This window comes from Thiomonas bhubaneswarensis (genome assembly GCF_001418255.1).
Classification (GTDB): domain Bacteria; phylum Pseudomonadota; class Gammaproteobacteria; order Burkholderiales; family Burkholderiaceae_C; genus Thiomonas; species Thiomonas bhubaneswarensis.
The window spans coordinates 1-23,254 of sequence record NZ_LIPV01000017.1; the positions used below are offsets into that span (position 1 = coordinate 1).

General features: G+C 63.3%; 19 protein-coding genes and 2 pseudogenes. 12 read left to right on the plus strand and 9 right to left on the minus strand.

The window, feature by feature from the left end; genetic code table 11:
- Nucleotides 1–315, plus strand: a pseudogene (locus ASC45_RS16100) (IS3 family transposase); the annotation flags it as partial.
- On the opposite strand, the pseudogene ASC45_RS16210 reads toward ASC45_RS16100, so the two are convergent.
- From ASC45_RS16210 to ASC45_RS14930, 6 genes and pseudogenes are all read right to left on the minus strand, one after another.
- Nucleotides 301–1,638, minus strand: a pseudogene (locus ASC45_RS16210) (AAA family ATPase); the annotation flags it as partial. The pseudogenes ASC45_RS16100 and ASC45_RS16210 overlap by 15 nt on opposite strands.
- Nucleotides 1,639–1,671: 33 nt before the next feature.
- Nucleotides 1,672–2,412: a type-2 restriction endonuclease gene (locus ASC45_RS14910; protein WP_055451799.1), complete on the minus strand. Its 741-nt coding sequence runs from the start codon at nt 2,410–2,412 to the stop codon at nt 1,672–1,674.
- A complete protein-coding gene (locus ASC45_RS14915) occupies nt 2,413–4,080 on the minus strand; it encodes an Eco57I restriction-modification methylase domain-containing protein (protein WP_055451800.1) in 1,668 nt (555 codons plus the stop codon). It abuts the gene before it with no gap.
- 90 nt (nt 4,081–4,170) lie between these two features.
- Complete coding sequence (locus ASC45_RS14920; protein WP_055451801.1) at nt 4,171–4,740, minus strand: recombinase family protein; 570 nt, start codon at nt 4,738–4,740, stop codon at nt 4,171–4,173.
- A 352-nt stretch (nt 4,741–5,092) separates the two neighbouring features.
- Nucleotides 5,093–6,367, minus strand: a complete 1,275-nt coding sequence (dmeF, locus tag ASC45_RS14925; protein WP_055451802.1) for a CDF family Co(II)/Ni(II) efflux transporter DmeF — start codon at nt 6,365–6,367, stop codon at nt 5,093–5,095.
- 8 nt (nt 6,368–6,375) lie between these two features.
- Nucleotides 6,376–6,654 carry a metal/formaldehyde-sensitive transcriptional repressor gene (locus ASC45_RS14930; protein ID WP_055451803.1) on the minus strand — a complete coding sequence of 93 codons (279 nt, stop codon included), beginning with the start codon at nt 6,652–6,654 and terminating at the stop codon, nt 6,376–6,378.
- 156 nt (nt 6,655–6,810) lie between these two features.
- Between ASC45_RS14930 and ASC45_RS14935 the strand changes: the two genes are divergently transcribed.
- The 4 genes from ASC45_RS14935 (at nt 6,811) to ASC45_RS14950 (ending at nt 13,406) form a co-directional block, all read left to right on the plus strand.
- Nucleotides 6,811–7,248: a hypothetical protein gene (locus tag ASC45_RS14935; RefSeq protein WP_141655817.1), complete on the plus strand. Its 438-nt coding sequence runs from the start codon at nt 6,811–6,813 to the stop codon at nt 7,246–7,248.
- Between the two features lie 109 nt (nt 7,249–7,357).
- The gene (locus ASC45_RS14940; RefSeq protein ID WP_055451805.1) at nt 7,358–8,671 is read left to right on the plus strand and encodes a TolC family protein; all 1,314 of its coding nucleotides are present in this window, start codon (nt 7,358–7,360) and stop codon (nt 8,669–8,671) included.
- Nucleotides 8,668–10,272, plus strand: coding sequence for an efflux RND transporter periplasmic adaptor subunit (locus tag ASC45_RS14945; RefSeq protein ID WP_055451806.1), 1,605 nt, complete (start codon nt 8,668–8,670; stop codon nt 10,270–10,272). The genes ASC45_RS14940 and ASC45_RS14945 overlap by 4 nt, the downstream gene beginning before the upstream one ends.
- Nucleotides 10,269–13,406: an efflux RND transporter permease subunit gene (locus ASC45_RS14950; protein WP_055451807.1), complete on the plus strand. Its 3,138-nt coding sequence runs from the start codon at nt 10,269–10,271 to the stop codon at nt 13,404–13,406. Before ASC45_RS14945 ends, ASC45_RS14950 begins: the two co-directional genes overlap by 4 nt.
- 184 nt (nt 13,407–13,590) lie before the next feature.
- On the opposite strand, the gene ASC45_RS16180 is transcribed toward ASC45_RS14950, so the two are convergent.
- Nucleotides 13,591–13,722 (minus strand): hypothetical protein, encoded by a 132-nt coding sequence (locus ASC45_RS16180; RefSeq protein WP_281173312.1) that lies wholly within the window; start codon nt 13,720–13,722, stop codon nt 13,591–13,593.
- A gap of 51 nt (nt 13,723–13,773) precedes the next feature.
- Between ASC45_RS16180 and ASC45_RS14955 the strand changes: the two genes are divergently transcribed.
- From ASC45_RS14955 to ASC45_RS15890, 4 genes are all read left to right on the plus strand, one after another.
- Nucleotides 13,774–14,316, plus strand: a complete 543-nt coding sequence (locus ASC45_RS14955; protein ID WP_055451808.1) for a hypothetical protein — start codon at nt 13,774–13,776, stop codon at nt 14,314–14,316.
- Nucleotides 14,317–14,455: 139 nt separating this feature from the next.
- Entirely contained in the window at nt 14,456–14,659 is a 204-nt protein-coding gene (locus ASC45_RS14960; protein ID WP_055451809.1) for a hypothetical protein, read from the plus strand.
- 116 nt (nt 14,660–14,775) lie between these two features.
- Nucleotides 14,776–15,150, plus strand: a complete 375-nt coding sequence (locus ASC45_RS14965) for a copper-binding protein (protein ID WP_055451810.1) — start codon at nt 14,776–14,778, stop codon at nt 15,148–15,150.
- Between the two features lie 219 nt (nt 15,151–15,369).
- Nucleotides 15,370–15,609, plus strand: a complete 240-nt coding sequence (locus ASC45_RS15890) for a hypothetical protein (protein ID WP_167344863.1) — start codon at nt 15,370–15,372, stop codon at nt 15,607–15,609.
- Between the two features lie 8 nt (nt 15,610–15,617).
- Here the strand turns inward: ASC45_RS15890 and ASC45_RS16275 are convergent, their stop codons facing one another.
- Entirely contained in the window at nt 15,618–15,785 is a 168-nt protein-coding gene (locus ASC45_RS16275; protein WP_465020117.1) for a hypothetical protein, read from the minus strand.
- A 39-nt stretch (nt 15,786–15,824) separates the two neighbouring features.
- On the minus strand, nt 15,825–18,167 hold the full coding sequence (locus tag ASC45_RS14975) for a heavy metal translocating P-type ATPase (protein WP_082454473.1): 2,343 nt from the start codon (nt 18,165–18,167) through the stop codon (nt 15,825–15,827).
- 88 nt (nt 18,168–18,255) lie between these two features.
- Between ASC45_RS14975 and ASC45_RS14980 the strand changes: the two genes are divergently transcribed.
- The 3 genes from ASC45_RS14980 to ASC45_RS14990 all read left to right on the plus strand — a co-directional run bounded on the left by ASC45_RS14980 (nt 18,256) and on the right by ASC45_RS14990 (nt 23,212).
- A complete protein-coding gene (locus ASC45_RS14980; protein ID WP_055451811.1) occupies nt 18,256–18,726 on the plus strand; it encodes a Cd(II)/Pb(II)-responsive transcriptional regulator in 471 nt (156 codons plus the stop codon).
- A 300-nt stretch (nt 18,727–19,026) separates the two neighbouring features.
- Nucleotides 19,027–20,742 carry a multicopper oxidase family protein gene (locus ASC45_RS14985; RefSeq protein WP_245610081.1) on the plus strand — a complete coding sequence of 572 codons (1,716 nt, stop codon included), beginning with the start codon at nt 19,027–19,029 and terminating at the stop codon, nt 20,740–20,742.
- Between the two features lie 61 nt (nt 20,743–20,803).
- Nucleotides 20,804–23,212: a heavy metal translocating P-type ATPase gene (locus ASC45_RS14990; RefSeq protein ID WP_055451812.1), complete on the plus strand. Its 2,409-nt coding sequence runs from the start codon at nt 20,804–20,806 to the stop codon at nt 23,210–23,212.
- Nucleotides 23,213–23,254: the final 42 nt, after the last annotated feature.

A 23,254-nucleotide genomic window follows, 5' to 3' on the forward strand; every position in this document is an offset into this window, starting at 1 on the left:
CGCCATCCGCCGCAGGCCGATCAGGCCACCGTGGCGTTGCACGAGAAGATCGTGGAGATCGCCCATGTGCGTCGGCGTTTTGGCTACCGGCGCATCCACGATCTGCTGCGCCCGCAGTTCCCCGGAGTCAATCACAAGCGCGTGTACCGCCTCTACCGGCAAGCCAACCTGGCCGTGCGCCGACGCAAGAAGGGCAAACGCCCTGTCAACGAGCGGGTGCCGCTGCAACGGGCACAGAAAGTCAACGAGGTGTGGAGCATGGATTTCGTGAGCGACAGCCTCTCGGGCGGCCGGCGTCTGAAGTACCTCACGGTGCGCCTTCACGTCATCGAGGTCGGACAAGGACTTCACGAGCTTCCGCTGGTTCTCGGTCAAGCGGCGGTGAACGTCAGCGCTCTTCGTCTCATAGTCCCCGTCCTGTGGAAGGAAGCGATCCAGCAACTGCACCCGGCTGGTTTCGTCCTGAGCCAGCTCGTAAATCTCGTTCTGCCCATAAATGTCGATGCCGGGCAGCAAGTCTCTCGGGAGAAGGGTGGAAACGTTGCCGCCCAAGTCACGAACAATCGGCGGTTCACCATAACGCCGTGAGACTGTGTACTGCTTGCCGTTCTGAGATGACGACACCACCACCAGCTCCAATCGGCCCGCCGCGCGGCCAAGGTTCTCCTTGATGATCTCCTGATGGAGCTTCAAGGCTTGCTTGCCCTTGGGTGGAAAGTCCAAGGCATAGCGCAGACATTCGAGCAAGGTCGATTTACCTGTCCCTCGACCGCCGATGACCGTGTTGAGGTGATCGGAGAAGTCCACGCGGACGCCATCCAGGTAGCCACCCGTGACCGTCATGCGGAGCACCTTGCCAATCGGGCTTTCGGCCTGCTGCGAGTTCAAGCGGATGCGCGACCCTGGGTCAAGGAAGGCCACCTTGAACGCCGCAAAGTTGGGCCGCGTCATCTTGATGAGGCAAGTGGCTCCCGGCTGCTCCAAGTCTTCCGGCTTGGCGACATCTTTGGCATTGATGACAGCTATGGGCCGCTCGCGGCGATAGGCATCGTCCTTGTTCAGCAGCACCTTGCGGTAGAAATCGCTTTCCACCCCCGCCAAGTCATCTACCGCCCCCGGAATCTGGGCCGAGCGCAGCTTGGGTAGCTTCCATACATGATTGAGCCGGTTCTTCAGGAGGCCACTGTCCTGCGTGCAATGCGCAGCGTAGATGAAGCCGCCAAGCTGATCGACCTTCTCGATCAACTGCTCGGAACTCAATCGAGACGGGCGGACACCATCTGCAGGGTCAAGCAGGTCGAGATTGCCAAGGTAGCGCTCGAGCTGCTGTCCTGTCGTTTCCTCGGAAAACAGGCAGACATAATGGGTCTTGTCGTTCGAGGCGATCTCAAAGCCGGGGAACACCACAATCCCGTGCGGTTGAAGCATCTCACGCAACGCATCGACGCTAGCCACGCTGCCGTGGTCGGCCAAGCCGACTACCGTAATGCCCAGCTCAACGCATTTCTGGAGGAGTGCTTGGTTGTACCCCGCCTCATCCAGCCCGTGATCGGCTCCCCGATAGGTACCGTTGTAACCGACGGGATTGACCTGGAGCGCGCAGCGCCAGAATTTCGCATAGGTGTACTGATCGCTCATGCTCCCCCCTAATTCACTTGATTTCGGCAGCTATCAACCCAACCGCGCTGCCTCTGCCGCGATGTGACCTGCCAGAGCAGATACGAATGTCCTGAGGCTGGTCATCGACGACAGCTCCGTGAAATCTCCGGTATCCACCGCGCTGCGCTCTGCGGCGATGACGGCAGCGGTGGTGTAAAGCTGCTCCTGCACCAGTCGCTGACACAGCAAGTCATACCGCTTGAGGTAGGACGCACCCTTGAACTCATCGAACACTGGGAAGTGTGGCGACGAATCACGGACAGGCTTGCGCGATTCCGGCGCATCCTCGACCATCATCATCCACCCAACAAAGGGACGCGGTTGCTTGCCGAAAGCCTCTTCACGGAAGGCGGTCCATAGATCATGGGCCGTCCCGATGGCTTCCTCAGTTCGGTTATTGAAGTTGTTGCCGAACGAGGGGCCTACCTGGCTTTTCAGCTCAATGGCTGCGATCAGCTCCCCCTTGTAGATCACCAAGAGATCCCACAGCTTCGTCGGGCGGAAATAGCCGGGCAGGGTTAGCATTGCCCGGTTCTGGTGAATCTCGGCGTGGGCTAGCCCATTGGCCTTGATGATGTCGAGCACCAAGGCCAAGAACCCATCCATATTCTTGCCAGCGGTAACTCCTGCACGTTCACCTTGGTCGGCTTTGCCCGACTCAATTTGCTTTTGTCTTGCTGCTTCGCGGTTGCCCCAAAACGCCTTCACGGCCTCGCGGGCTTTCTGTTCGTAGTTGGCGAGATCGAGTGCCATTTATTCTCCATTGCCTCCGAGGGCAGATCGTTCTTCGTGACTCAGTCCGTAAAGCTTGAACACAGCCCGGTTGCAGGCTTGCACGTCCCGCTTGATTGCAGCCTCGACCAGTTCACGGCGCAGCGTCTCGGGCACATCCGCCCAGCGTGGGATGCGAATTCGGCGCAGGTACTGCGCTTGGAAGCGCAGGAAACCACCCCGCATTTTTGTTGAGTAGGTCGCCACAAACAGACGTGAGACAGCAGACAGCAGCACAGCCTGCAATGCCCGCAAATCCCAGTCGTCTGAGGTGACGTAGTAGAGGTTGTGATGGGGATACAGCTCGCCGCTTTCAAAGACGATATGCGCCTCACCCTTGATGTCCGGGACCAGGAGCTTCGGCCTCGCAGCCAGCGCCGGGGTGATGCGGTCAATCGTGCGATACCAGTTGGCCGGAGCTTTCTGCGCACAGTGACGACCAGCAATCGCCTCTCGGCGGGCCTCAAGGTAACGGCGCAGGCGCGGGTACTCGTCAAGATTGACCAGCCCGCCCAACTCGGCAAAGGGGTTGATGACACCCTGACCGCGCCACTGCACCTCGCCAGTCATGATGTCCTTGGTTGTCACCAGCGGCAGCTTCCGGCTTGGCTCGACATCGAGAGCTGAGAAGTCCCCGATGAACGCCTTGTCAGCGCCGGTCGCGACACCGATCCCAACCTTGCACCCCGCCTCTTCCAGCAGGGGGAAAGCACCCTCCAGACGGCGAATGAGCGCCATCTGGTCGGATGACTCCAGCAGCCACGGCTCAGCACCGTTAGTCACGCGGGCCAGTTCGCGCACCAGGCCGGTTCCTTTCGGCAGCATAGGGGCCCTGAGCAAGTCTGCAAGTGTGGTCAGCGTCGCACGGTCAATAGCCGGACGGTGAGCGATGCGCGTTGCCCCCGACACTTCACGGCTGATGATGGTGATGGCTGGGTAGGCGATCACATCGGAGTGGAAGGCCGGTGTATCCACCATATCGACATAGACTTTTAGGTGGAATCGCTCGGCTACGAGGCTGCGCAGCGGCCCGCCATAGCGGTTCTTCATCCAGCGATCCGCGCAGATGAAGCCCAGGCGGCCACCATCCGACAAGACCGACAGCGACCGTTCGATGAATGGAATGTAGATATCGGCCCGGTCATACATCGTCAGGTAACGGCTGCGGTATTCGGCAAGTAGTGGCGCCGGGATCAGTTCCTGACGAACATAGGGTGGGTTACCCACCACGAAATCGAATTGCCCCTCCAGCGGTGCCAGCAGGAAATCGCCCTGCGACAACCAGCATCCAGCCAAGGCGGTCGCTGCATTCGCGGCGACCCCCTGGCGCTTGAGCAGCGCGATCACAGCGGCTTGGGTGCTGCGAAAGGTGTCGTGGTGCAGCTCTACCGCTCGGATCGTATTGGCTAGCTCGTTGAGCGCGGAACCGTTCGGCCTTGCCGCCCTCCATGCACTCAATAGCCGTTCAATGATCGGCAGCAGGAAGTCGCCGCCACCGAATGACGGCTCCAAAAGCCGCTTTTCGTAAAGCGGTTGATCCTCCGTGTAGCCAGCCAGGTCGAGAATGAAATCCACCACCTCAGAGCGCGTGAAAATAGCCCCGCGAGCCTCATGCCCCCCCTCTGTCGCCAAAGCCTCAGTAGCCGCCATGACCGGGCATACAGGGACTGCAACAGCTCTAGGAGAAACCTTGCTGCGCACGCTGTATGCAGTGTCTAGTTGTTGGGCCATCCCAAGTGCTCATTGACGCGGCATGACGACGCCGACGTGCTTGTAAAGGGTGGTTCGGGACACGCCATACCGGCGGGCTACCTCGGCCACCTGAATATCTGGATCGCGCAACAGGGCTTTGATCTCGCGCACCTGCTGGTCGTCTAACTTCGGCTTCCGACCACCGGCCCGGCCGCGGGCGCGGGCTGCTGCCAGCCCGGCCTGCGTCCGTTCTCGAATCAAGCCGCGTTCAAACTCTGCCAATGCCGCGAACACATGGAAAAGCAGCTTGCCCGCCGCGCCGCTCGTCTCGATCTTTTCTGTCAAGCTTTCGAATCCGACGCCGCGCTGCTCAAGATCGGCCACGATCTGTACCAGGTCGGGCAAACTGCGGCCTAGCCGATCCAGCCGCCAGACGACAAGGGTATCCCCAGCCCGCAGCGCCTTTCGGCACTGCTCAAGCTCCGGGCGGGCTGCACTCTTACCGCTGGCCGCTTCCTCGTAGATCGCACTGCACCCAGCCCACGTGAGCGCGTCGCGCTGCAGGTCTAGGTGCTGGTCATCGGTCGATACGCGGGCGTATCCTATTCGTTGATTCATTGACGGAATCAGAACACTGAAAAATTGACGGGTATATTAACACTCATCGGCGGCTTCGGCGATCTAAAACTGGGACTCTACGGAGTGTTCAGAAAACCACCGTTTGACGGACGCCTCGATCCAGAACCCCTGCAAGCATCATCTGCATAGACCAAAAAAGAGTCATCTGGAATGGGGAGTTGAATGCATCGGGCATGAGTGGCAAGTCTCGACCCCTACCCGTCGTTCGTATCGCCGGTGTTCCAATGACTGGTTCCGGGGTCGAGCAGCCATACAGCATGTCTATCCGCCGACAGCGTATCGGCCTGATCTGGCATTGGGGCACGCTCGCGCCATGTCAGCACTGACCGGCTTACAAAGCTATCGGCCTTTTTTCCACCTCAATCGTCAAATGCGACAAATCCCGAAAGCCTTGCAGCTTGTGCCGGTAGTACAACGCATCCCGGGTGGGATCTTTGCATTTCACCGCCACGATCGCTCCGAGGTGCCCAGGTCCGAGGCGCCACAGATGCAAGTCGGCCAATTCATCGCCCGCTTCCTGCACGACCTTGCGGATGGACTGGCTCAGCGCGGCATCCGGATTGACGTCCAACAGAATGGCGCCGGTATCCCGGATCAAACCGAAGGACCAGTTCGCAATCACCACCGCGCCGACGATACCCATCACGGGATCCATAAAGTTCAAGCCGAAGAACTTGCCCGCTGCCAGCCCCACAATGGCCAGCACGGAAACTGCGGCGTCCGCAGCCACATGCACGAAAGCGGCGCGCATATTGTGATCCCGGTGATGGTCTGCATGACCATGGTCATGGCCCTCAGACTCTGCAAAGTGCAGGGTTCGAGATACCACCGTTGCCCCGATGTTCAGATGCAACCGTGCTTCGAAGGCATGCGGCTCCGGAATGGTATCGACCGATTCCCAGTACCCGCCCTGGTCTTGAAACTGAAACGTTTGGTGTTGCCCGGAAGGACGAATCGTCTCCATCCACATGTGCGACGCCAGCAGGCTTGTGGGTGGGCCTGATTGATCTTGCCAACGCAAGCGAAACCTCGGCGGGACGCGATCCTCATGAATCTCGACCCGCACGCGACCTGTGGCAGTGTCCACGAACTGGGCATCGTCCGCGGTTGCCGCGCCATGGACATGACCATGCGCATGTCCATAACTGTGCTCATTGCCACTGAGCAGCCAGGCACTGAGGATGTTGACGAACAGGCCGAGAAAGGCAATGGCGATGGCAGCATTGAAATCGATGGCCACCGGATGGATGAAGCGCGCAATCGCCTCATAGCCGATCAATAAAGCGATCATGGCCAAGATGATGGCGCTGGAGAAACCCGCCAGATCCCCCACCTTGCCGGTGCCGAAGCTGAAGCGAGCGTCATGGGCATGTTGGCGCGCGTAGTGGTAGGCCATGGCGGCGATCAGCATGGCTGCAGCATGAGTGCTCATGTGCAGGCCATCGGCGACCAACGCCAGCGAGCCAAAGTGAACCCCATCAGCGATCTCGATGACCATCACCCCGGTACACAGGGCGATGACGGCCCGGGTCTTGCGGGCATTGCGGTCATGGTCCTGACCGAGAAACACATGCTCATGCTCATGGGTAAACGGGGTCGCGGACATGGATGCGCTCACTTGAAGTATCTGTGCACGACGTCGATCAACTGGGCGGCAGCCTCGGCCGATTCATCCTGTTGGCCCTTGCGGGGATCAATCAGGTGGGTCTGGATGTGATCTTCGACGACCTCGGACAGTAAGCTGTTCATCGCACCACGGCAAGCCGCGATGGCATGCATGACTTGCTCACAGCCCGCATCACTCTCCAGAGCACGCTCGATGGCATCGACCTGGCCGCGAATGCGGCGCACGCGGTTGAGAAGTTTGGTTCTTTCTCGGATGGTGTGGCTCATGCCAACACTATAGGGGGATAGGGTGTTTGAATTCATTGCGCTGGTCTCCATCGAACGGGGACACGATCAGGTGATCATGAGATGGATCGGCATTGGGCGGGGCAGGGGATTGACGAGCAAGGAACCTTCGCTATCATCAGCCACCTTCATCGTCCCATGCACCCATCCAAGCCCATGCGTTCCTTCCGAACTTTCTCCCGCTTCTGGGCGTTCGTTTGCGCATTGGCGTTTCTGCCGTGGATGCAAGTCGCCATGGCGCGTCCGGTGGTTGTTCCGGCCCCTTGCTGCGCGAATATGCCGGGTATGCCGACCATGGACTCCATGTCCATGGGAGCTGCTGGGCAACAAGCACAAGTTTCTAGCCAGGACAGCGCAAGGGTTGAGCGTGCGTTTTGTCAGGCAGCCTGCCAAGACCTGAACGCAGCGGCTCCAGCCAGCACGATCAAGAGCTTTGGTATTGGCCCCGCCGCGCTGATCCAGCGTGTGATGCTGGTGCCGCAAGTCCGCCCCGCTTTGCTGAACTGGCAAATTCAGCGCATTGAGCCCCCACCCCCCTCCAGACCGTCTTTCCTCGCGGCGCGTCTCCAAGTTTGACCCCTTCGGCAGCAAGCAAGCCCGGTGAACTTTGACCGGGCGATGCGCGTGTTCGCCTTGCGATCAACGCTGCAACTCTGCAGCGCACCATCTGCCGAAGAGGAAAGCGATGTCCCTCATGTTTCAGTGCCGCCGTGCGTTCGCCCGGCGATCTGCCACCGCCTGTTCAAAGCGCAGGGTGGCGGCTCTCCCCTTGATGTTTCTGCTCGGTCCGCTGCTTGCCAGCGTGGCTGCCCAAGCCCAAGATGCACCCTTGACCCTCAGAGCCGCCGAGGCGCAACTGGCACAAGCCAACCCGAGTCTGGCAGCAGCCACACAGCGCATCCGCGCTCTCCAGCATCAGGCTGCAGCGGCCACGCACTTGCCCGACCCGCATGTGTCGTTCGACGCGGTCAACCTACCCACCAACAGCTTTTCGCTGACCCAGCAAGGCATGACCATGCTCAGCGTTGGCGTCAGTCAGAGCTTTTCACCCATCGGCAAGCTGGCCCTCGAAGGGAGCAAGCTGCAGGCGCAAGCCTCGGAGCAACGCTTCAGCCGTGAAGCCAAGCGGGCGCAACTGGTTCTCGCTTTGCGACGCGCCTGGCTGGTGGCGGTGTACACGCGCCAGGCCATGGCGACCGTGCAACGGCAGCAGTCGCTGGCGCGTGAGAACGTCGACGCGGCCATGGCCAGCTACCGTGCGGGCAGCGGAGCGCAGAGCGATGTGTTGCGCGCCCGTCTCGCCGAGGACGAATTGCGCAACGACCAAAGCGCGCTCGCCGCCGATGAAGCAGCGGCCCTGGCCGACATCGCTCAGGCACTCGGCAGCGAGCATGCGCCGCAGATCGATCCTGCCTGGCCGAACTTGGCGCCTGGTGCGATGACTCCGGAGCAAGCTCCCCCAGGCCAGCCACTGCTGCGCCTGGCCCAGGCCAAGGTGCTGACCGCGCAGGCTGGCGTGCAAGTGGCCAAGACGAATTTCCGGCCAGCCATCACGGTGGGCGCCTCCTACGGCAAGAGCTTTGTTCCGGGCTCCCCCAACTATTTTTCGGCTGGGGTGTCGATGAATCTGCCGATCTTCTCCAGCCATCGGCTGGACCAGGAACTCGACAGCGCGCGCGCCCAGGTGATGGAAGCCCGCTACGACGAGCAGGACCAGCGGCTGGCCTTGCAGCAGCAGATTCGCTCGGCCACAGCGCGCATGCGCAGCCAGCAGGAGAAGTGGCAGCGCCTGCACGCCCAGATGCTGCCGCTGGCGCACGAGGCCTATGACTCCACCCTCACCGCCTACAGCAACGGCCGCGCCAGCATGGGCGACGTGCTCAAGGCGCAGCAAGCTGTCTTTGCCCTTGAACTCCAGACCCTGCAACTGCGCCGGGATCTGCTGGCCACCCAGGCCGAACTCGACTACCTGACCACGCCTTCGGAGCAGCAGCCATGAATTTGCGAACCTTCACTCTCGGCCTCGGCCTGTTGCTGGTGGGCCTCGGCGCGGGCCTCTGGAGCAGTCGCTGGCTGCCGCACGGCGCCTCGCAAGCCGAGTCGGCAAACACCGCGGCGGCCCCGGCTTCCGCAACAGCTTCCGCAGCAGCGCCGGCAAGCCGCCAGGTGCTGTACTGGGCCAACCCGATGAACGCCGCCATCCACGCCGACCACCCGATGAAAGACAACATGGGGATGGACTATGTGCCGGTCTACGCCCCGGCTGCGGCGCCGCAGCGCCGGGTGCTGTACTGGGCCAGCCCGATGAATCCGGCGATCCATGCGGACCATCCGATGAAGGACAACATGGGCATGGATTACGTGCCGGTCTACGCCCAGGCCGAAACCGGAGGGGCCGACACCGGAGTGCACATCGACCCGCGTCTGACGCAAAACCTGGGCGTGCGTCTGACGACCGCACAGATGCGCCCCCTGGGCCAGGCGATCCAGACCGTGGGCACCGTGGCGGTGGACCAGAACCGTGTCACCATCGTCACCCCGCGCTTCTCCGGCTGGGTGGTGCAGCTCAAGGTGCGTGCCGTGGGCGATGCGGTGGCGCGCGGTCAGGTGCTGGCGGAGATTTACTCGCCCGAGTTGTACGCCGCGCAGCAGGAATACAGCATCGCGCGCCAGCTAGCGGGCACGACTGATAGCCACACCGGCAGTCACCCCGACAACCAGGGCTTGCTGGCCGCAGCCAAACAGCGCCTGCTGCTGCTGGGCCTGCCCGAGGCAGCGCTCAAGCAGTTGGAGGCCTCGGGCCAACCGATGCGCGACGTTCCCATCCTGGCGCCCGAGAGCGGCGTGGTGACGGCGCTCAATATTCGCCAGGGCAGCTATGTCTCGTCGCAGAACAGCCTGTTCGAGATCGCCAATCTGGATCGGGTCTGGGTCAATGTGGCGCTGTACGACTACCAGATGCCGTGGGTGCGTCTGGGCGACGGCGTGCAGCTCCAGCTCCCGGCCTACCCCGGCAGGAATTGGGATGGGCGCTTGAACTTTCTCTACCCCACGCTGGATCCGCAAACTCGCACCATCACCGCGCGCCTGAGCTTCGCCAACCCCGGCGGCATGTTGCGCCCGGGCATGTATGCCAACGCCACGGTGCAGGCTCAGGCGCAAACCGCGCTGGCGCTGCCGAGCAGCGCGGTGCTGCGCACGCAAGATGGCGATTACGCCATGCTGGCGCAGGCGGGCGGCCACTTCCTGCCGGTGCAGGTTGCGCTTGGTCCCGAGGCGAACGGCTGGGTGGTCATCGCCCGAGGGCTCAAGGTGGGTGACCAGGTGGTGGAAAGCGCCCAGTTCCTGCTGTACTCCGAATCGCAGTTCCAGTCGGTCAAGGCGCGCATGCTCGGCGGTCAAGCCAACACGAGTGGAGCGAGTGGCATGCCCGCTACGGGGGCGATGTCAGGCATGCCGCCAGCGAGCTCCCCGCAAGCCGGCGCTGCCGGGCCCATGCCCGCGCCGACGGCTACTCCGCCCGTGAGACCAGCAGCAGCGCCCCCTGACGCGGGATCGATGGCCGGAATGAATATGGCCCCTGGCCGGAGCGCCCCATGATCCGGCGACTCATGGAGTGGTGCTTCGAGAACCGCAGCCTGACGGTGATCGGCGCGCTGCTGCTGCTGGCCGCGGGCATCCTGGCGGTGCGCAACACGCCGCTGGAAGCCATCCCCGACATCTCGCCCACCCAGGTCATCATCAAGACCTCTTACCCCGGGCAGGCGCCGCAGGTGGTGCAGGACCAGGTGACCTATCCGCTGGAGACCACCCTGCAGTCGGTTCCCGGCGCGCGCGCCGTGCGCGGCTACTCGATGTTCGGCGACTCCTTCGTCTACGTCATCTTCAAGGACGGAACCAACATCTACCAGGCGCGCAATCTGGTGCTGCAGTATCTCAGCCAGGTGCAATCCAAACTGCCGCCCGGGGTGACGCCGGCGCTGGGTCCGGACAGCTCGGGGGTGGACTGGGTTTACATGTACGCCCTGACCGATACCGGTGGCACGCAGGACCTGAGCCAGCTCACCACCCTGCAGAACTGGTTCCTCAAATACCAGTTGCAAAGCATTCCGGGCGTGGCCGAGGTCGCCACGGTCGGTGGCATGGTCAAGGAATACCAGGTGGTGGTGAACCCGCAGGCCCTACTGGCCTACAACCTCACCCTGCCTCAGGTGGAAGATGCCATTCGCGCCGCGAACGGCGAGACCAGCGGCTCGGTGGTCGATCTGGGTGAGGCCAGCTATATGGTGCGTACCACCGGCTACATCCGCTCGCTGCGGGACCTGGAAAACGCGCCACTGGCGGCGCGCGGCGGCGTGCCGCTGACGCTCAAAGACGTCGCCCGCGTGCAGTTCGGGCCGGAGCTGCCCAACAGCGCCGCCGACCTCAACGGCGAGGGCGCGGTGGTCGGCGGCATCGTGATGATGAACCAGGGCTCGAACGCCGATGCCATCATTCAACACGTCGAGGACAAGATTCGCGCCATCCAGCCCTCCCTGCCTCCCGGGGTGAAGATCGTCACCACCTACAGCCAAGCGCCGCTGATCCAGCGTGCCATCCACACCCTCACCGAGAAGCTGCTGGAAGAATCACTGATCGTCGCCTTGGTGTCCTTCCTGTTCCTGCTGCGTGCGCGCTCGGCGCTGGTGGCCATCGTGTCGCTGCCGCTGGGCATCCTCGCCGCCTTTCTGGTGATGTGGGCGCAGGGCATTCCGGCCAACATCATGTCTCTGGGGGGCATCGCCATCGCCATCGGCGCGATGACCGACGCCGCGATCGTCATGATCGAGAACATGCACAAGCATATGGAGCACGACCCGCATGCCGATCCCTGGATGAAGGCGCGGGTCGCCGCCGCGGAGGTCGGTCCGGCATTGTTTTTTTCGCTGCTGATCATCGCGGTGTCGTTCCTGCCGGTGTTCGCGCTCGGCGGCGAGGAGGGCAAGCTGTTTCGGCCCCTGGCCTTCACCAAGACCTATGCCATGGCGGCAGCCGCCATTCTGTCCATCACTCTGGTGCCGCTGCTGATGGCGTGGTTCATTCGCGGGCCGATCCGCCCGGAGGGGAAAAACCCCTTGAACCAGGTACTGGTCTGGCTCTACCGCCCCTTGATCCACGGCGTGCTGCGGGCTCCCTGGGTGGTGATCGTGCTGGCCATCGTCGCGGTGGCCAGTCTGTATTTCCCCTGGAAGCATCTCGGCTCGGAGTTCATGCCTCCCCTGAACGAAGGCACCTTGTTGTACATGCCGGTATCGCAGGATCCGTCGATCTCCATCGGCCAATCGGCCGCGATCCTGCAGCAGAGCGACCGCATCATCAAGACCTTCCCCGAAGTGGAGAGCGTGTTCGGCAAGGCGGGGCGGGCGCAGACCGCGACCGACCCGACGCCGATCTCGATGTTCATGACGGTCGTGAACCTGAAAGACCGCAGCACTTGGCCGGCCGGCATGACCACCGCCAAGCTGATTGAGAAGCTGAACCAGTCGCTGCAGATTCCAGGCGTATCGAACACCTGGACCCAGCCGATCAAGGGTCAGGTGGACATGTTGACCACCGGCTTGCAAACGCCGCTGGGCATCAAGGTCACCGGCAGCAATCTCGACACGCTGAACCGACTAGGGCAGGAAATTCAAGCCGTGCTGCAAACCGTTCCGGGTACGCAGAACGCCTATGCGGCGCGCGCCACCGGTGGGCGCTACATCGTGGTCGACACCAACCGGCTGGCCGCCGCGCGCTACGGCCTTTCGGTGGCGGATGTGAACCGCCTAGTCGAGACAGCGATCGGCGGGCAGATCCTGTCCACCGCCGTCAACGGTCTGGAGCGTTTCCCCATCATCTTGCGCTATCCGCGCGAACTGCGTCAATCGCTGTCCACGCTGATGGAAAGTCGCATCGCCACGCCCGAGGGCAGCCAGATTCCGCTGGCGCAGGTGGCCACGCTGCGCATCGAGGGCGGCCCGCCCATGCTCACCAGCGACAACAGCCGGCTGAATTCCTGGGTGTACATCGACCTCAAGCCCGGCACCAGCATCGGCGGCTACGTGGCCGCGGCGCAAGCAGCCCTGGCGCAGAAGGTGCATCTGCAGCCCGGTTTCACACTCGACTGGGTGGGGCAGTACCAGGCGCTGGAGCAGGCCGTGCAGCGCCTGAAGATCGTCGTGCCGGCGGTGATCGGCCTGATCGCGCTCTTGCTGTATTTCAACTTCAAGAACCTCACCGAGGTCGCCATCATCCTGCTGACTTTGCCGCTGTCGCTGGTGGGCGGATTCTGGTACGTCGACTGGCTCGGCTACAAGCTCTCGGTGGCGGTGGGCGTGGGCTTCATCGCCACCGCTGGGGTGGCCTCCGAGTTCGGCGTGGTCATGCTGCTGTATCTCGACGCGGCGCTGGAGCGACGCAAGATTCAAGACCGCCTCAGCACCTGGGACGATCTCAAGCAGACCGTGGTCGAGGGCACCTTGCTGCGACTGCGGCCCATGGCGATGACCCTGACCATGGTGGTCGGCGGCCTGCTGCCCATCATGTTCAGCGAAGGCGCTGGCGCCGACGTGATGAAGCGCATTGCCGCACCCATGGTGGGCGGCATGCTGACCGCCGCCCTGCTGGCGCTGCTGGTGATTCCAGCGGTTTACGCCCTGTGGCAGAAGCAGCGCCTGGGACTGGGCGAGAGTCCCAGGCTGGAGGTGGTTTCATGAACGCCATGAATCGGCCGCAAGCAGACTTGCCCAAAGGGGTCAAGCAAATGCGGCAACGGCCGAGCTTGCCCGCCCTTGAGCAGGGGCAAATCACACCGCTGCCGGGCTCGGCTGCTTCCAGAACTCTGCTGGGCAAACGCCGATCTCAGTGTGCAGGGCGCACGCATTTCAGGAGCTTGCGGCGTCAAAGCCTTGGGCTGGAGAAGAGGTATTTGATCAGCGCCGCCACGCCGAGCGCAATGAAGGCCAGCACCAGCAGTCCGAACAACCCCATGAGGGCCATGCCGCCCCCCGACATGCAGACAGAAGTCATCATGATCGGTTTCCTTTCGTCGTTTGTTCCGTGTGTTGCAACCAGGAGTTCATCATGCAACGTCGTACATTTTTGACTACCGTTGTGGGTTTTGTTGGAACCGTCGTGGGCTTTTTGACCGGACGCGGCGCACCGTCCGCCCAGGCCCAGGGCATGATGGGTGGAGGGATGATGGGTGGCGGCAAGGGCGGCATGATGTCGCCCGAGAACATGAACGGCCCCATGCGCACCGGCATGGAATTGTTCAAGGTTCACCAGCAGATTCAGCGCAAGGTGACCGAGCTGCCCAACGGGGTGCATGACGTGACCACCTCGGCCGACCCCACGACTGCAGCGCTCATCCAGAAGCATGTGGTGGAGATGTATGCACGGCTCGATCAGAACCACCCTTTCCCCTACCCCATGAGCAACAGCGTGCCGCAGATGTTCGCCCACCCGACGAAATATCAACGCAAACTGGACATCCTGCCCGACGGCGTGGCCGTGACCGAGACCTCCACCGACCCGGAGATGGTCGCAGTGATCAAGGCGCACTCGCGCGAGCTCGACCGCTTCGCCAAAGAGGGCATGCCGGCGATGATGCGCGGGATGATGTGAGACCTGCATGCGCGGCTTGGCAGAACTGGCGACACCAGTCTGCCTGGCAATACGAAGTTTTCCATCTGGGTTGTCACAGCAGCCGGCCCCAGGTCTGCTGGATCAGCGCTGCTGCATTTCGATTAACTGGAGCATTGCCATGAAGAAACTGTTGGTCGTCATCACCCCCCTGCTGATGCTGGGCGCCGCCTACCCGGCGTTTGCTGCGGGCAGCAATGGGGTGCAGGCCCGGGAGGCGCAAATTCAAGCCTGCTTTCGCATGCATGGCCAATTGATGGACAAGCCAGCCGTGCGCAACCCGTTGGACTGCTGGAGGGAGCATGGATTCTTGATGCAGAAGTAACCTCCCCTGTGGCGCATGGCCCTGAGGGTCGTGCGCCGGGGTGGCCACCACTCGCCGCAGACGAGCCGTGGCTCGCACCTACCCACAAACATCATGGATCAACACAGGAGAACTCGATGAAACGTTTCGACCTCGCCCTCATTCTGATCGGTTCCGCGGCAGCCATGTCGCCTACTTTTGCAGCATCGAACGCGATGCCGGGTATGGGCAATATGAATGGTGGGGGCATGGGGGGCATGTCCGATCCAGCCACCGCGACCAATGGCTTTATGGCTCACGGGGCCATCAACAGCGTCAACGCCGCCACCGGCACGGTGAATATCACGCACCAGGCGATCAAGGCGCTGGGCTGGCCGGGAATGACCATGGACTTCGGCGTGCGGAGCAAGAGCATGCTCAACGAACTCAAGGCGGGAGAAACAGTGAATTTCGATCTGGCCAAGGGACCATCGGGACAGTACATCGTCACCAAGATTGCTGTCGTGCGGTGACGTCATTCCGACGTGTTGTCGGTTCGTGCGCGTGATGGCGTTCAGCGTGCTTCCGGCGCGGCTCGTAAACCACACCGCAAGATGGTTATCGTGTTCAGAAATCCCTTGACTCTGGACCTCACTCCAAGGTCTAGAGTGCATCCATCGCGATGCGGCAGGTCTTTGTTCACCCGGAGATCATGCCAAGACAGATGGGTGTTCAAACGAAGGAGTTCTGACATGGCAACACAACGTCAGGTTGAAGTTTTCAGCGCCGGGTGCTGTGCCGGGAGCGGTGTCGACGAAGCCGTGTTGCGCGTGGCCTCGCGGCCAACGCGTCCGGTGCTGAAACGCCTTGCAGCTTCAGTCGAAAATTTCTTTCCAGAACGATTTTCGGCCCGGCATCGGGCCATAGCGCCCCTGATGTTTGCCACCGCCGTGGTGGTCGCCGTTTTGGCCATGACTTTCAGGCTGTGGTGATGGGCGGCTCACTTGCTGTGGTGCGCTGGCCGCCTCCTGTTGGTGGTTTCGCTCGATGATCTTGTCAAGCTCGCCGCGATCGAGCCAAACGCCGCGGTATTGCGGCAGTCGTCAATTTCAATGCCCTGGCGTTCGGTCATCACCAGGGTACTTTCCTTGCAGACGTGGCATTTCATGACGGCATCTCCTTGTTGTGAAACCATGAACCCAGAACATCAAACCGTTGCACGTCGTAGCGACAGCAGCCGCATGCCGTTGAACACCACCAACAGGCTGGCCCCGGCATCGGCGAACACCGCCATCCACAGGGTCGCCACGCCGCTCAGGGCCAAGGCGAAGAACACCGCCTTGATGCCCAGCGCTAGGGCGATGTTCTGCTTGAGAATTGCGGCGGTGCGCCGGCTCAAATGGATGAAGTCGGCGATCTTGCGCGGGTCGTCGTCCATGATGGCGACATCGGCGGTTTCCAGCGCCGTGGCGGTGCCGGCCGCCCCCATGGCAAAGCCGATGTTCGCGCGCGCCAGCGCCGGCGCATCGTTCACGCCGTCGCCGACCATACCGACCGAACCGTAGCGCGCATGCAGTTCGGCAACGGCGGCCTGCTTGTCCTGTGGCAGCAGATTGCCTCGCGCATCGGCGATGCCGAGCTGAGCGGCAATGGCCCTTGCCGTGGCCGGGTTGTCGCCCGTCAACATGACCGGCTCGACGCCCAGCCCCTTGAGGGCCGCAACCGCCTGCGCGCTCTCTGGCCTGAGGGTGTCGGCGACGCCGAAAACGGCCACGGGGCCAGCCGCGTCGCACAACACGATGGCGGTCTTGCCGGCACGCTCCAGCACGGCAAGCTGCGCCTCCAGCGCCGCCGAACAGACCCCGATGTCTTCGGCCAGGCGATGATTGCCCAGATGCCAGAGCTGGCCGGTGACGCTGCCCTTAACGCCGCGCCCTTGCAGCACACCAAAATCCTCGACGGGCAGCACTGTGGACCCTGGCTGCTGCGCGCGCCAGCCGGCAACCAGCGCCTGGGCGACCGGATGCGTGCTGTGGTCGTCGAGGCTGGCGGCGATCCGCAAGGCCTGCGCGATGGTCATGTCGCCAAGCGGGATCGCATCGGTCAGTGCGGGCTTGCCGCGGGTCAGCGTGCCGGTCTTATCGAGCGCCACGGCTTTGAGCAGACGGCCGCCTTCCAGATGGATCCCGCCCTTGACCAGGATGCCATGCCCGGCCGCCGCCGCAAGACCGCTGACCACGGTGACCGGCGTGGAGACCACCAAGGCGCAGGGGCAGGCGATGACCAGCATGACCAGGGCCTCGTACAGCCAGGAACTCCAGCCTCCACCACTCAGCAGCGGGCCGAGGATGGCCACGGCGATGGCGAAGACCACCACCGCTGGGGTGTAGTACCGCGCGAATTGATCGACGAAACGCTGGGTCGGCGCGCGCTGTGACTGCGCGCTCTGAATGGCCAGGGCGATGCGGGCCAAGGTGCTGTCACCGGCCGAGGCCGTGACGGAGGCTTCCACCACGCCATCGGCCACAATGCTGCCTGCATACAGCGGGTCGCCCACTTGCTTGTCCACGGGCATGCTTTCCCCGGTGATCGGCGCTTGGTTTAGCGCCGCGCGGCCGGACACGACGCGCGCGTCCAGCGGCACCCGCGCGCCGGTGCGCACCCGGATGCGACTGCCGACGGCCACCTCGGCCACCGGCTTGGCCTGCCAGGCCTCGCCAGCCTTGACCTCGGCGGTTTCCGGCGCGATGGCCGTGAGCGACTTAATCGCGTTCCTGGCACGCTCCAGCGACAGCGCCTCGATCGCCTCGGCCACGGCGAACAGGAACACCACCATCGCCGCCTCCGGCCACTTGCCGAGAGCCACGGCCCCGGTCACCGCGATGGACATCAGGAAGTAGATGTTGAGGGTCAGGTTCTTGAGCGCGACCCAGCCCTTTTTGATGGTCGGCAGGCCGGCGCTCACGATGGACACAGCGGCAAGCGCCATCACCATCGATGAGGTCTCTCGCCCGGTCGACCAGGCGATGGCCTCGGCCGCGACCGCGGCGACGCCAGCCACGGCGAGCAGGCCTTTTTGCCGTGGGCTCAGGGCCGGGGGAAGTACAGACACCGACGCATTGGCTTCCAGCACATTGGGTGCCATGTCCAGCTTGCTCAGCACTGCAGTAATCTCGTGCGGCTGCTCCAAACGGTGATACACCGTGAGTTCCCGTTGCAGGAGGTTGAAGTCGAGTTGGACGACCCCGGGCATGACCTCCAGCTTGTTGCGGATCAGGCGCTCCTCGGTGGGGCAGTCCATCTTGTCGATGCGGTAGCGAACCCGGCTGGTCCCTTCGGGTGCCGGATTGGTTTTGCAAACACCCGTCAGACAGTCGGTCTGTGTCGCCGGGGCGCAGCAGGCATCGGCCCCCGCGTGGGCATGGATATGCGCATCAGGGCCGTGGTCGTGGCCATGATCCTGCGCATGATCGTGGTCACAGGTGGGTCCATGGTCTTGCGCCTGGGCAGGCAGGCGTAACGCTGTGCTGATGGGGTCGTGCTGGCTCATGATGGCGGATCTCGGTGAACAATGCGATCATTGAACAGCCTGTACCTGCTACAGGGTCAAGTACCTTTAGACGACAGGGGAATGCAAGATGCGAATCGGGGAATTGGCGCAGCGCGGGCACTGCGACGTGGAGACGGTGCGTTTTTACGAACGCGAGGGCTTGCTGGACGCGCCCTCTCGCGAGGGCAACGGCTATCGCAACTACACCAGTGATCACCTGGTGCAACTCAATTTCATTCGGCACTGCCGCTCGCTGGGCATGGGATTGCCCGACGTGCGCGTATTGCTCAGCTTTCAGGAGCATCCTGAATCGGCGTGCGACGACATCAACCAGTTGATCGACCGGCAGATCGCGCGCATTCATCATCAGGTCGAATCGCTGCGCTTGCTGGAGCAGCAGTTGCACGCGCTGCGCGAGTCCTGTCAGGTCAACCGAACGGCGAGCGCATGCGGCATCCTGCAGAACCTGCGACACGCCGCGGCCGGCGAGCCCTGCGAATGCCATGCGGAACCGGTCAATCGGTCCGGAGCGGATCATCCAGGTGGCGTGTCGGTGTGAGCGTAGGCGTCGGTCGGCGAGAGATGACAAAGTTTTAATGGCGCTGTCATGAATGGGACAGCGTCGCGGCACTAAAGTGGAAGCACGCTGCACGACAAACTAGAGTCCATCGACTTTTGGCTATTGAGATTTCCAGAATGGGCGACAGACGCAAGGCAGCGCGCAAGGCTCCCCCTCCGGGCCTCCCCCACGAGATGGGGGAGGATTGGGGTGGGGAGAGGTTCAGACAGTCACAGATTCGGGAAACATCAGTAGTGCGCAAAGTGCCCATCTCTGGCGGGAGACGAAGGGAGTATCCAAATGAAGAAGCGCAAGTGTCCTTCCATATCTTCCATGTCCGATTCCGGGACGTCCAATGCTCTTTCCACGCTAACCGAATCGGGTTTGCAACTGAGCCGACGCCGTTTGATCGGCACAGCCGCGCTGGCGGTCCTCGCCGCCCCCGCGCTGCGCAAAGGCGCGTCCGCCCAAGCCATGGGTGGTGGCATGGGCGGAATGATGGGCATGGAGCCTGGCCTGCTCAAACCCGCGACGATGAACGCAGGAGCTTTCACGCGCCCTCTGGCGATTCCCCCGCAGATCTCCGGTGAGGAGCGCGCCGGTGTGCTCCACTATGCCCTGCGCATGGGTGTCGGCACCAGCGAACTCGTAGCTGGAACGCGCACCCCGACCTGGGGATACAACGGCCCGCTGCTCGGCCCGGCGTTGCGCGTGCCGCGGGGGCGCGCGGTGCGCATCGCGGTGACCAACAACCTCGACCAGTCGACCACCACGCATTGGCATGGCGCCCATGTGCCCGGATCGATGGACGGTGGTCCGCAAAGTCTGATCCTTCCCGGTCAAACCTTCGACTATCGCTTCACCCTGGACCCCAGCCTGGCGCGACGCTCTGGTACCACCCTCGTCCGGAGACGCGCACGGGGGCGCATGCCTATGCCGGGCTGGCCGGGCTACTGCTCATCGATAACGGAGTGGACGCTCGCCTCGGTCTGCCGTGCACCTGGGGGGGTGGACGACATTCCGGTGATCGTCCAGGATCGGCGCATGGCCGCCGACGGCCGGCTGCTGTACATGACCTCGATGATGGATCTCATGGGCATGAAGGGTGACCGCTTTCTGGTCAACGGCCGCGAGCAACCCTATGCCGCGGTGCCGGCGCAACGGGTGCGTCTGCGTCTGCTGAACGGCTCCAACGCGCGTTTCTACAACTTTGCATTGAGCGATGGGCGCGCGTTCCATGCGATCGCCACCGACGCCGGCCTGCTGGAACGTCCGGTGGAGATGCGTCGGCTGGTGCTGGCGCCGGGGGAACGCGCCGAAATCTTCGTCGATCTATCCCGCGACCTGGGTAAGACTCTGGTGCTGCGCAGCGATTCGGGTGCCGTGGTCCCGGCCCTCAATGGCGCGCCGATGCATACGGATGGCTGGGACCGCAACGGCTTCGATCTGCTTCAGCTTCGGGTCGTTGCGCCAAATGCGGCGAAAACCGTGCTGCCGGCACGGATGGCCGAGTACGCCGCGTTGCGGCCCGATGCGCCTGTACGCCGCTTCACCCTGCAGGGCATACGGATGATGGGCGGAGGCGACTCGGGAATGATGCGCATGGGTGGCGGCGTGGAGCGCGGCGCCCCGCCCGACTCGGGTCCGGGCCGCATGAGTCTGGGGATCGGCGGCGCGAGGCTTTTTTCCATCAATGACCAGTTCATGGACATGGCGGTGATCAACCAGCGCGTGCGTCTTGGCAGCAACGAAGTCTGGGAGGTGCGCAACGATGCGATGATGGCCCATCCGTTCCATTGCCACGGCACCTCGCTTCGCCTCCTGTCGCGCAACAGCGGTGAGGTACCGGAGTGGGAACAGGGCTGGAAGGACACCGTCCTCGTGCGCATCAACGAAACCGTCCGGATGGCCGCGCGCTTTACTCAGCCCGCAGACGATGCACATCCCTTCATGTACCACTGCCATATCCTCGAACATGAAGGCAACGGCATGATGGGGCAGTTCACCGTAGCGTGAGAAGCGGCGAAGGTTCCGGTCCGCCAGCGTAGCCACCCAATTTAGGAACAAGACGGTCCCTATGAACACCACCAGCGTCATCGATGTCTCCGGGCTGGTGTCGAGCCTTTCCGCCCGCGGGGTCGAAAAGAAGCTCCGGCGCCTGCCGGGCGTCGCCGACGTGCAGGTCAATTACGTCGCGGGCAGCGCCACGGTTGTGTACGACGCGGCCTTGACCAACCTGGCTGCACTGCAGGCGCAGGTCGAGCGTTGCGGCTACCACTGCCGCGGCGAGTCGGTTCCCGACCATCTGTGCGAGCCGCGCGAGGAGCATGCCATGGTGCATGCCCAGGGTGCGCACAAGGCTGGAGTGGTGCATGGCGGAGCCAGGCTCCAAGGCGCCGAACGCGACGCCCATTCCGGTCGCACGCCCGGAATAGATGCCATGGCGCACGACATGGGCCATGGTGCCGGCATGGACGCGCGTGACATGGCGCGAGACATGCGCAACCGGTTCTGGGTATGCCTGTTGTTCACGGTCCCGCTGTTCGTGTACTCGCCCATGGGCGGGCTGTTCGCACCGCCGGCGCCGCCGTTCGGTCTCGCGCTCAAGGACTGGCTGTTCGGCCTGGCCAGCGCCGCGGTGATCTATCCGGCCTGGCCGTTTTTCGTCGCAGCGGCTCGCGCATTGCGCAACGGCGTGCTCAATATGGCGGTGCTGGTCGTGCTCTCCATCGGCACGGGCTATCTGTTCAGCGTCGGCACGACCTTTCTCTTCGAGGGGGCGCAGTTCTACGAGGCCGTATCGGTGCTGCTGGTGTTCATCCTGCTGGGGCATTGGCTTGAAATGCGCGCCCGCGCCGGTGCCTCCGAGGCGATCCGCGCGTTGATGAATCTGGCGCCGCCCAAGGCGACAGTGCTGCGCAACGGTGCGGAAATCACGGTGGCAACCTCCGCGGTGCTGCCGGGCGACGTGGTGCTCATCCGCCCCGGCGACAAGATTCCGGTGGATGGCGAGGTGCTGGAAGGCGCGTCGCAGGTCGATGAGTCGATGCTGACCGGCGAGTCGATGCCGGTGGGGAAAAAACCCGGCGACGCGGTGATCGGAGCGACCATCAACAAGAGCGGCAGCTTGCGCTACCGCGCCACCAAGGTGGGCGCCGACACCGCGCTGGCGCAGATCGTCAAGCTGGTGCAGGAGGCGCAGAACTCCAAGGCGCCGGCGCAATTGCTGGCCGACCGCGCATCGCAATGGCTGGTGGTGATTGCCGTCCTGATCGGCGTGGCGACCTTCGTCGCCTGGTACGTCATCCTGGGGCAGCCGCTGCTGCTGGCGCTGGCATTGACCATCACCGTGTTCGTCATCGCCTGTCCGGACGCCCTGGGCCTTGCCACCCCGATGGCCGTGATGGTGGGAACGGGGCTCGGCGCCATGAACGGCATCTTGTTCAAGAACGCCTCCGCGCTGGAGGATGCGACCCAGTTGAACGTGGTGGTTTTCGACAAGACCGGCACGCTGACCCTGGGGCGGCCGGAGGTGGTCGACTTGGTCCTGGCCGCCGGCATCGCCGAAGACGAACTGCTGAAAACGGCCGGGGCCGTCGAAAAGCTCTCCGAGCATCCACTGGCGCTTGCGATCCTCGAGAGCGCCAAGGGTCTTGCGCTCGAACCCGCCAGCGCGTTCACCAACATCGACGGCATGGGCGCCCGGGCCGAACTGGGGGGCGAGGTGGTGCTGCTGGGCAACGACAAGCTGATAGCGCTCGACAAGGCCAACATGAACGGCCTCGAGGCTGATTCGCAGCGGCTGCAGGGGCAGGGGATGACGGTGGTGCACGTCGCGCGTGCGGGGCGCTTGATGGGTCTCATCGCCATTGCCGACGCTGTGCGCCCGACCTCCGCGCCCACCGTGGCGGCGCTCCACGCCAGGGGCGTGCAGGTGGCCATGCTGACCGGCGACAACCGGCCGACGGCGGAGCGCATCGCCCGCGAGATCGGCATCGACATCGTGCTGGCCGACGTGCTGCCCGGCGACAAAGCGGCCAAGATCAGGGAGTTGCAAGGGCAGGGCAAGCGGGTCGGCATGGTGGGCGACGGCATCAACGATGCACCGGCGCTGACGCAGGCCGACGTCGGCTTCGCCATCGGCGCCGGAACCGATGTGGCGATCGAAAGCGCCGACGTGGTGCTGATGAAAAGCGATCCGTTCGACGTCGTCGGCGCGATCGTGCTGTCGCACGCCACCCTGCGCAAGATGCATCAGAACCTGTGGTGGGCAGTGGCCTACAACGTCATTGCGTTTCCAGTGGCCGCAGGGGTGTTCTACCCCTTCACCATCAGTCCCGAAGTGGCGGCGCTCGCCATGTCGGGCAGCTCGGCGCTGGTGGCAGTCAACGCCCTGATGCTCAAGCGCACCCGGTTGACCGGCATTCGCATCGGCCCGGCCACGAACGCCGTGGCCGGGCCGCAGGTAGCAACAGCGCAGGCGTGACATGCAGCCGACAGAGCCATGCGCCAGACGATGCCATCAAGG

What these genes read in the sequence shown, in the direction of transcription:
- ASC45_RS14935 (WP_141655817.1), top strand. Translation starts at nt 6,811, where the DNA reads ATGCACCCATCCAAGCCCATGCGTTCCTTCCGAACTTTCTCCCGCTTC.
- ASC45_RS14945 (WP_055451806.1), top strand. Translation starts at nt 8,668, where the DNA reads ATGAATTTGCGAACCTTCACTCTCGGCCTCGGCCTGTTGCTGGTGGGC.
- ASC45_RS14920 (WP_055451801.1), bottom strand. Translation starts at nt 4,740, where the DNA reads ATGAATCAACGAATAGGATACGCCCGCGTATCGACCGATGACCAGCAC.
- ASC45_RS14930 (WP_055451803.1), bottom strand. Translation starts at nt 6,654, where the DNA reads ATGAGCCACACCATCCGAGAAAGAACCAAACTTCTCAACCGCGTGCGC.
- ASC45_RS14965 (WP_055451810.1), top strand. Translation starts at nt 14,776, where the DNA reads ATGAAACGTTTCGACCTCGCCCTCATTCTGATCGGTTCCGCGGCAGCC.
- ASC45_RS14940 (WP_055451805.1), top strand. Translation starts at nt 7,358, where the DNA reads ATGTCCCTCATGTTTCAGTGCCGCCGTGCGTTCGCCCGGCGATCTGCC.
- ASC45_RS14950 (WP_055451807.1), top strand. Translation starts at nt 10,269, where the DNA reads ATGATCCGGCGACTCATGGAGTGGTGCTTCGAGAACCGCAGCCTGACG.
- ASC45_RS16180 (WP_281173312.1), bottom strand. Translation starts at nt 13,722, where the DNA reads ATGATGACTTCTGTCTGCATGTCGGGGGGCGGCATGGCCCTCATGGGG.
- ASC45_RS14960 (WP_055451809.1), top strand. Translation starts at nt 14,456, where the DNA reads ATGAAGAAACTGTTGGTCGTCATCACCCCCCTGCTGATGCTGGGCGCC.
- ASC45_RS14975 (WP_082454473.1), bottom strand. Translation starts at nt 18,167, where the DNA reads ATGAGCCAGCACGACCCCATCAGCACAGCGTTACGCCTGCCTGCCCAG.
- dmeF (WP_055451802.1), bottom strand. Translation starts at nt 6,367, where the DNA reads ATGTCCGCGACCCCGTTTACCCATGAGCATGAGCATGTGTTTCTCGGT.
- ASC45_RS14955 (WP_055451808.1), top strand. Translation starts at nt 13,774, where the DNA reads ATGCAACGTCGTACATTTTTGACTACCGTTGTGGGTTTTGTTGGAACC.
- ASC45_RS14910 (WP_055451799.1), bottom strand. Translation starts at nt 2,412, where the DNA reads ATGGCACTCGATCTCGCCAACTACGAACAGAAAGCCCGCGAGGCCGTG.
- ASC45_RS16275 (WP_465020117.1), bottom strand. Translation starts at nt 15,785, where the DNA reads ATGAAATGCCACGTCTGCAAGGAAAGTACCCTGGTGATGACCGAACGC.
- ASC45_RS15890 (WP_167344863.1), top strand. Translation starts at nt 15,370, where the DNA reads ATGGCAACACAACGTCAGGTTGAAGTTTTCAGCGCCGGGTGCTGTGCC.
- ASC45_RS14985 (WP_245610081.1), top strand. Translation starts at nt 19,027, where the DNA reads ATGAAGAAGCGCAAGTGTCCTTCCATATCTTCCATGTCCGATTCCGGG.
- ASC45_RS14980 (WP_055451811.1), top strand. Translation starts at nt 18,256, where the DNA reads ATGCGAATCGGGGAATTGGCGCAGCGCGGGCACTGCGACGTGGAGACG.
- ASC45_RS14915 (WP_055451800.1), bottom strand. Translation starts at nt 4,080, where the DNA reads ATGGCGGCTACTGAGGCTTTGGCGACAGAGGGGGGGCATGAGGCTCGC.
- ASC45_RS14990 (WP_055451812.1), top strand. Translation starts at nt 20,804, where the DNA reads ATGAACACCACCAGCGTCATCGATGTCTCCGGGCTGGTGTCGAGCCTT.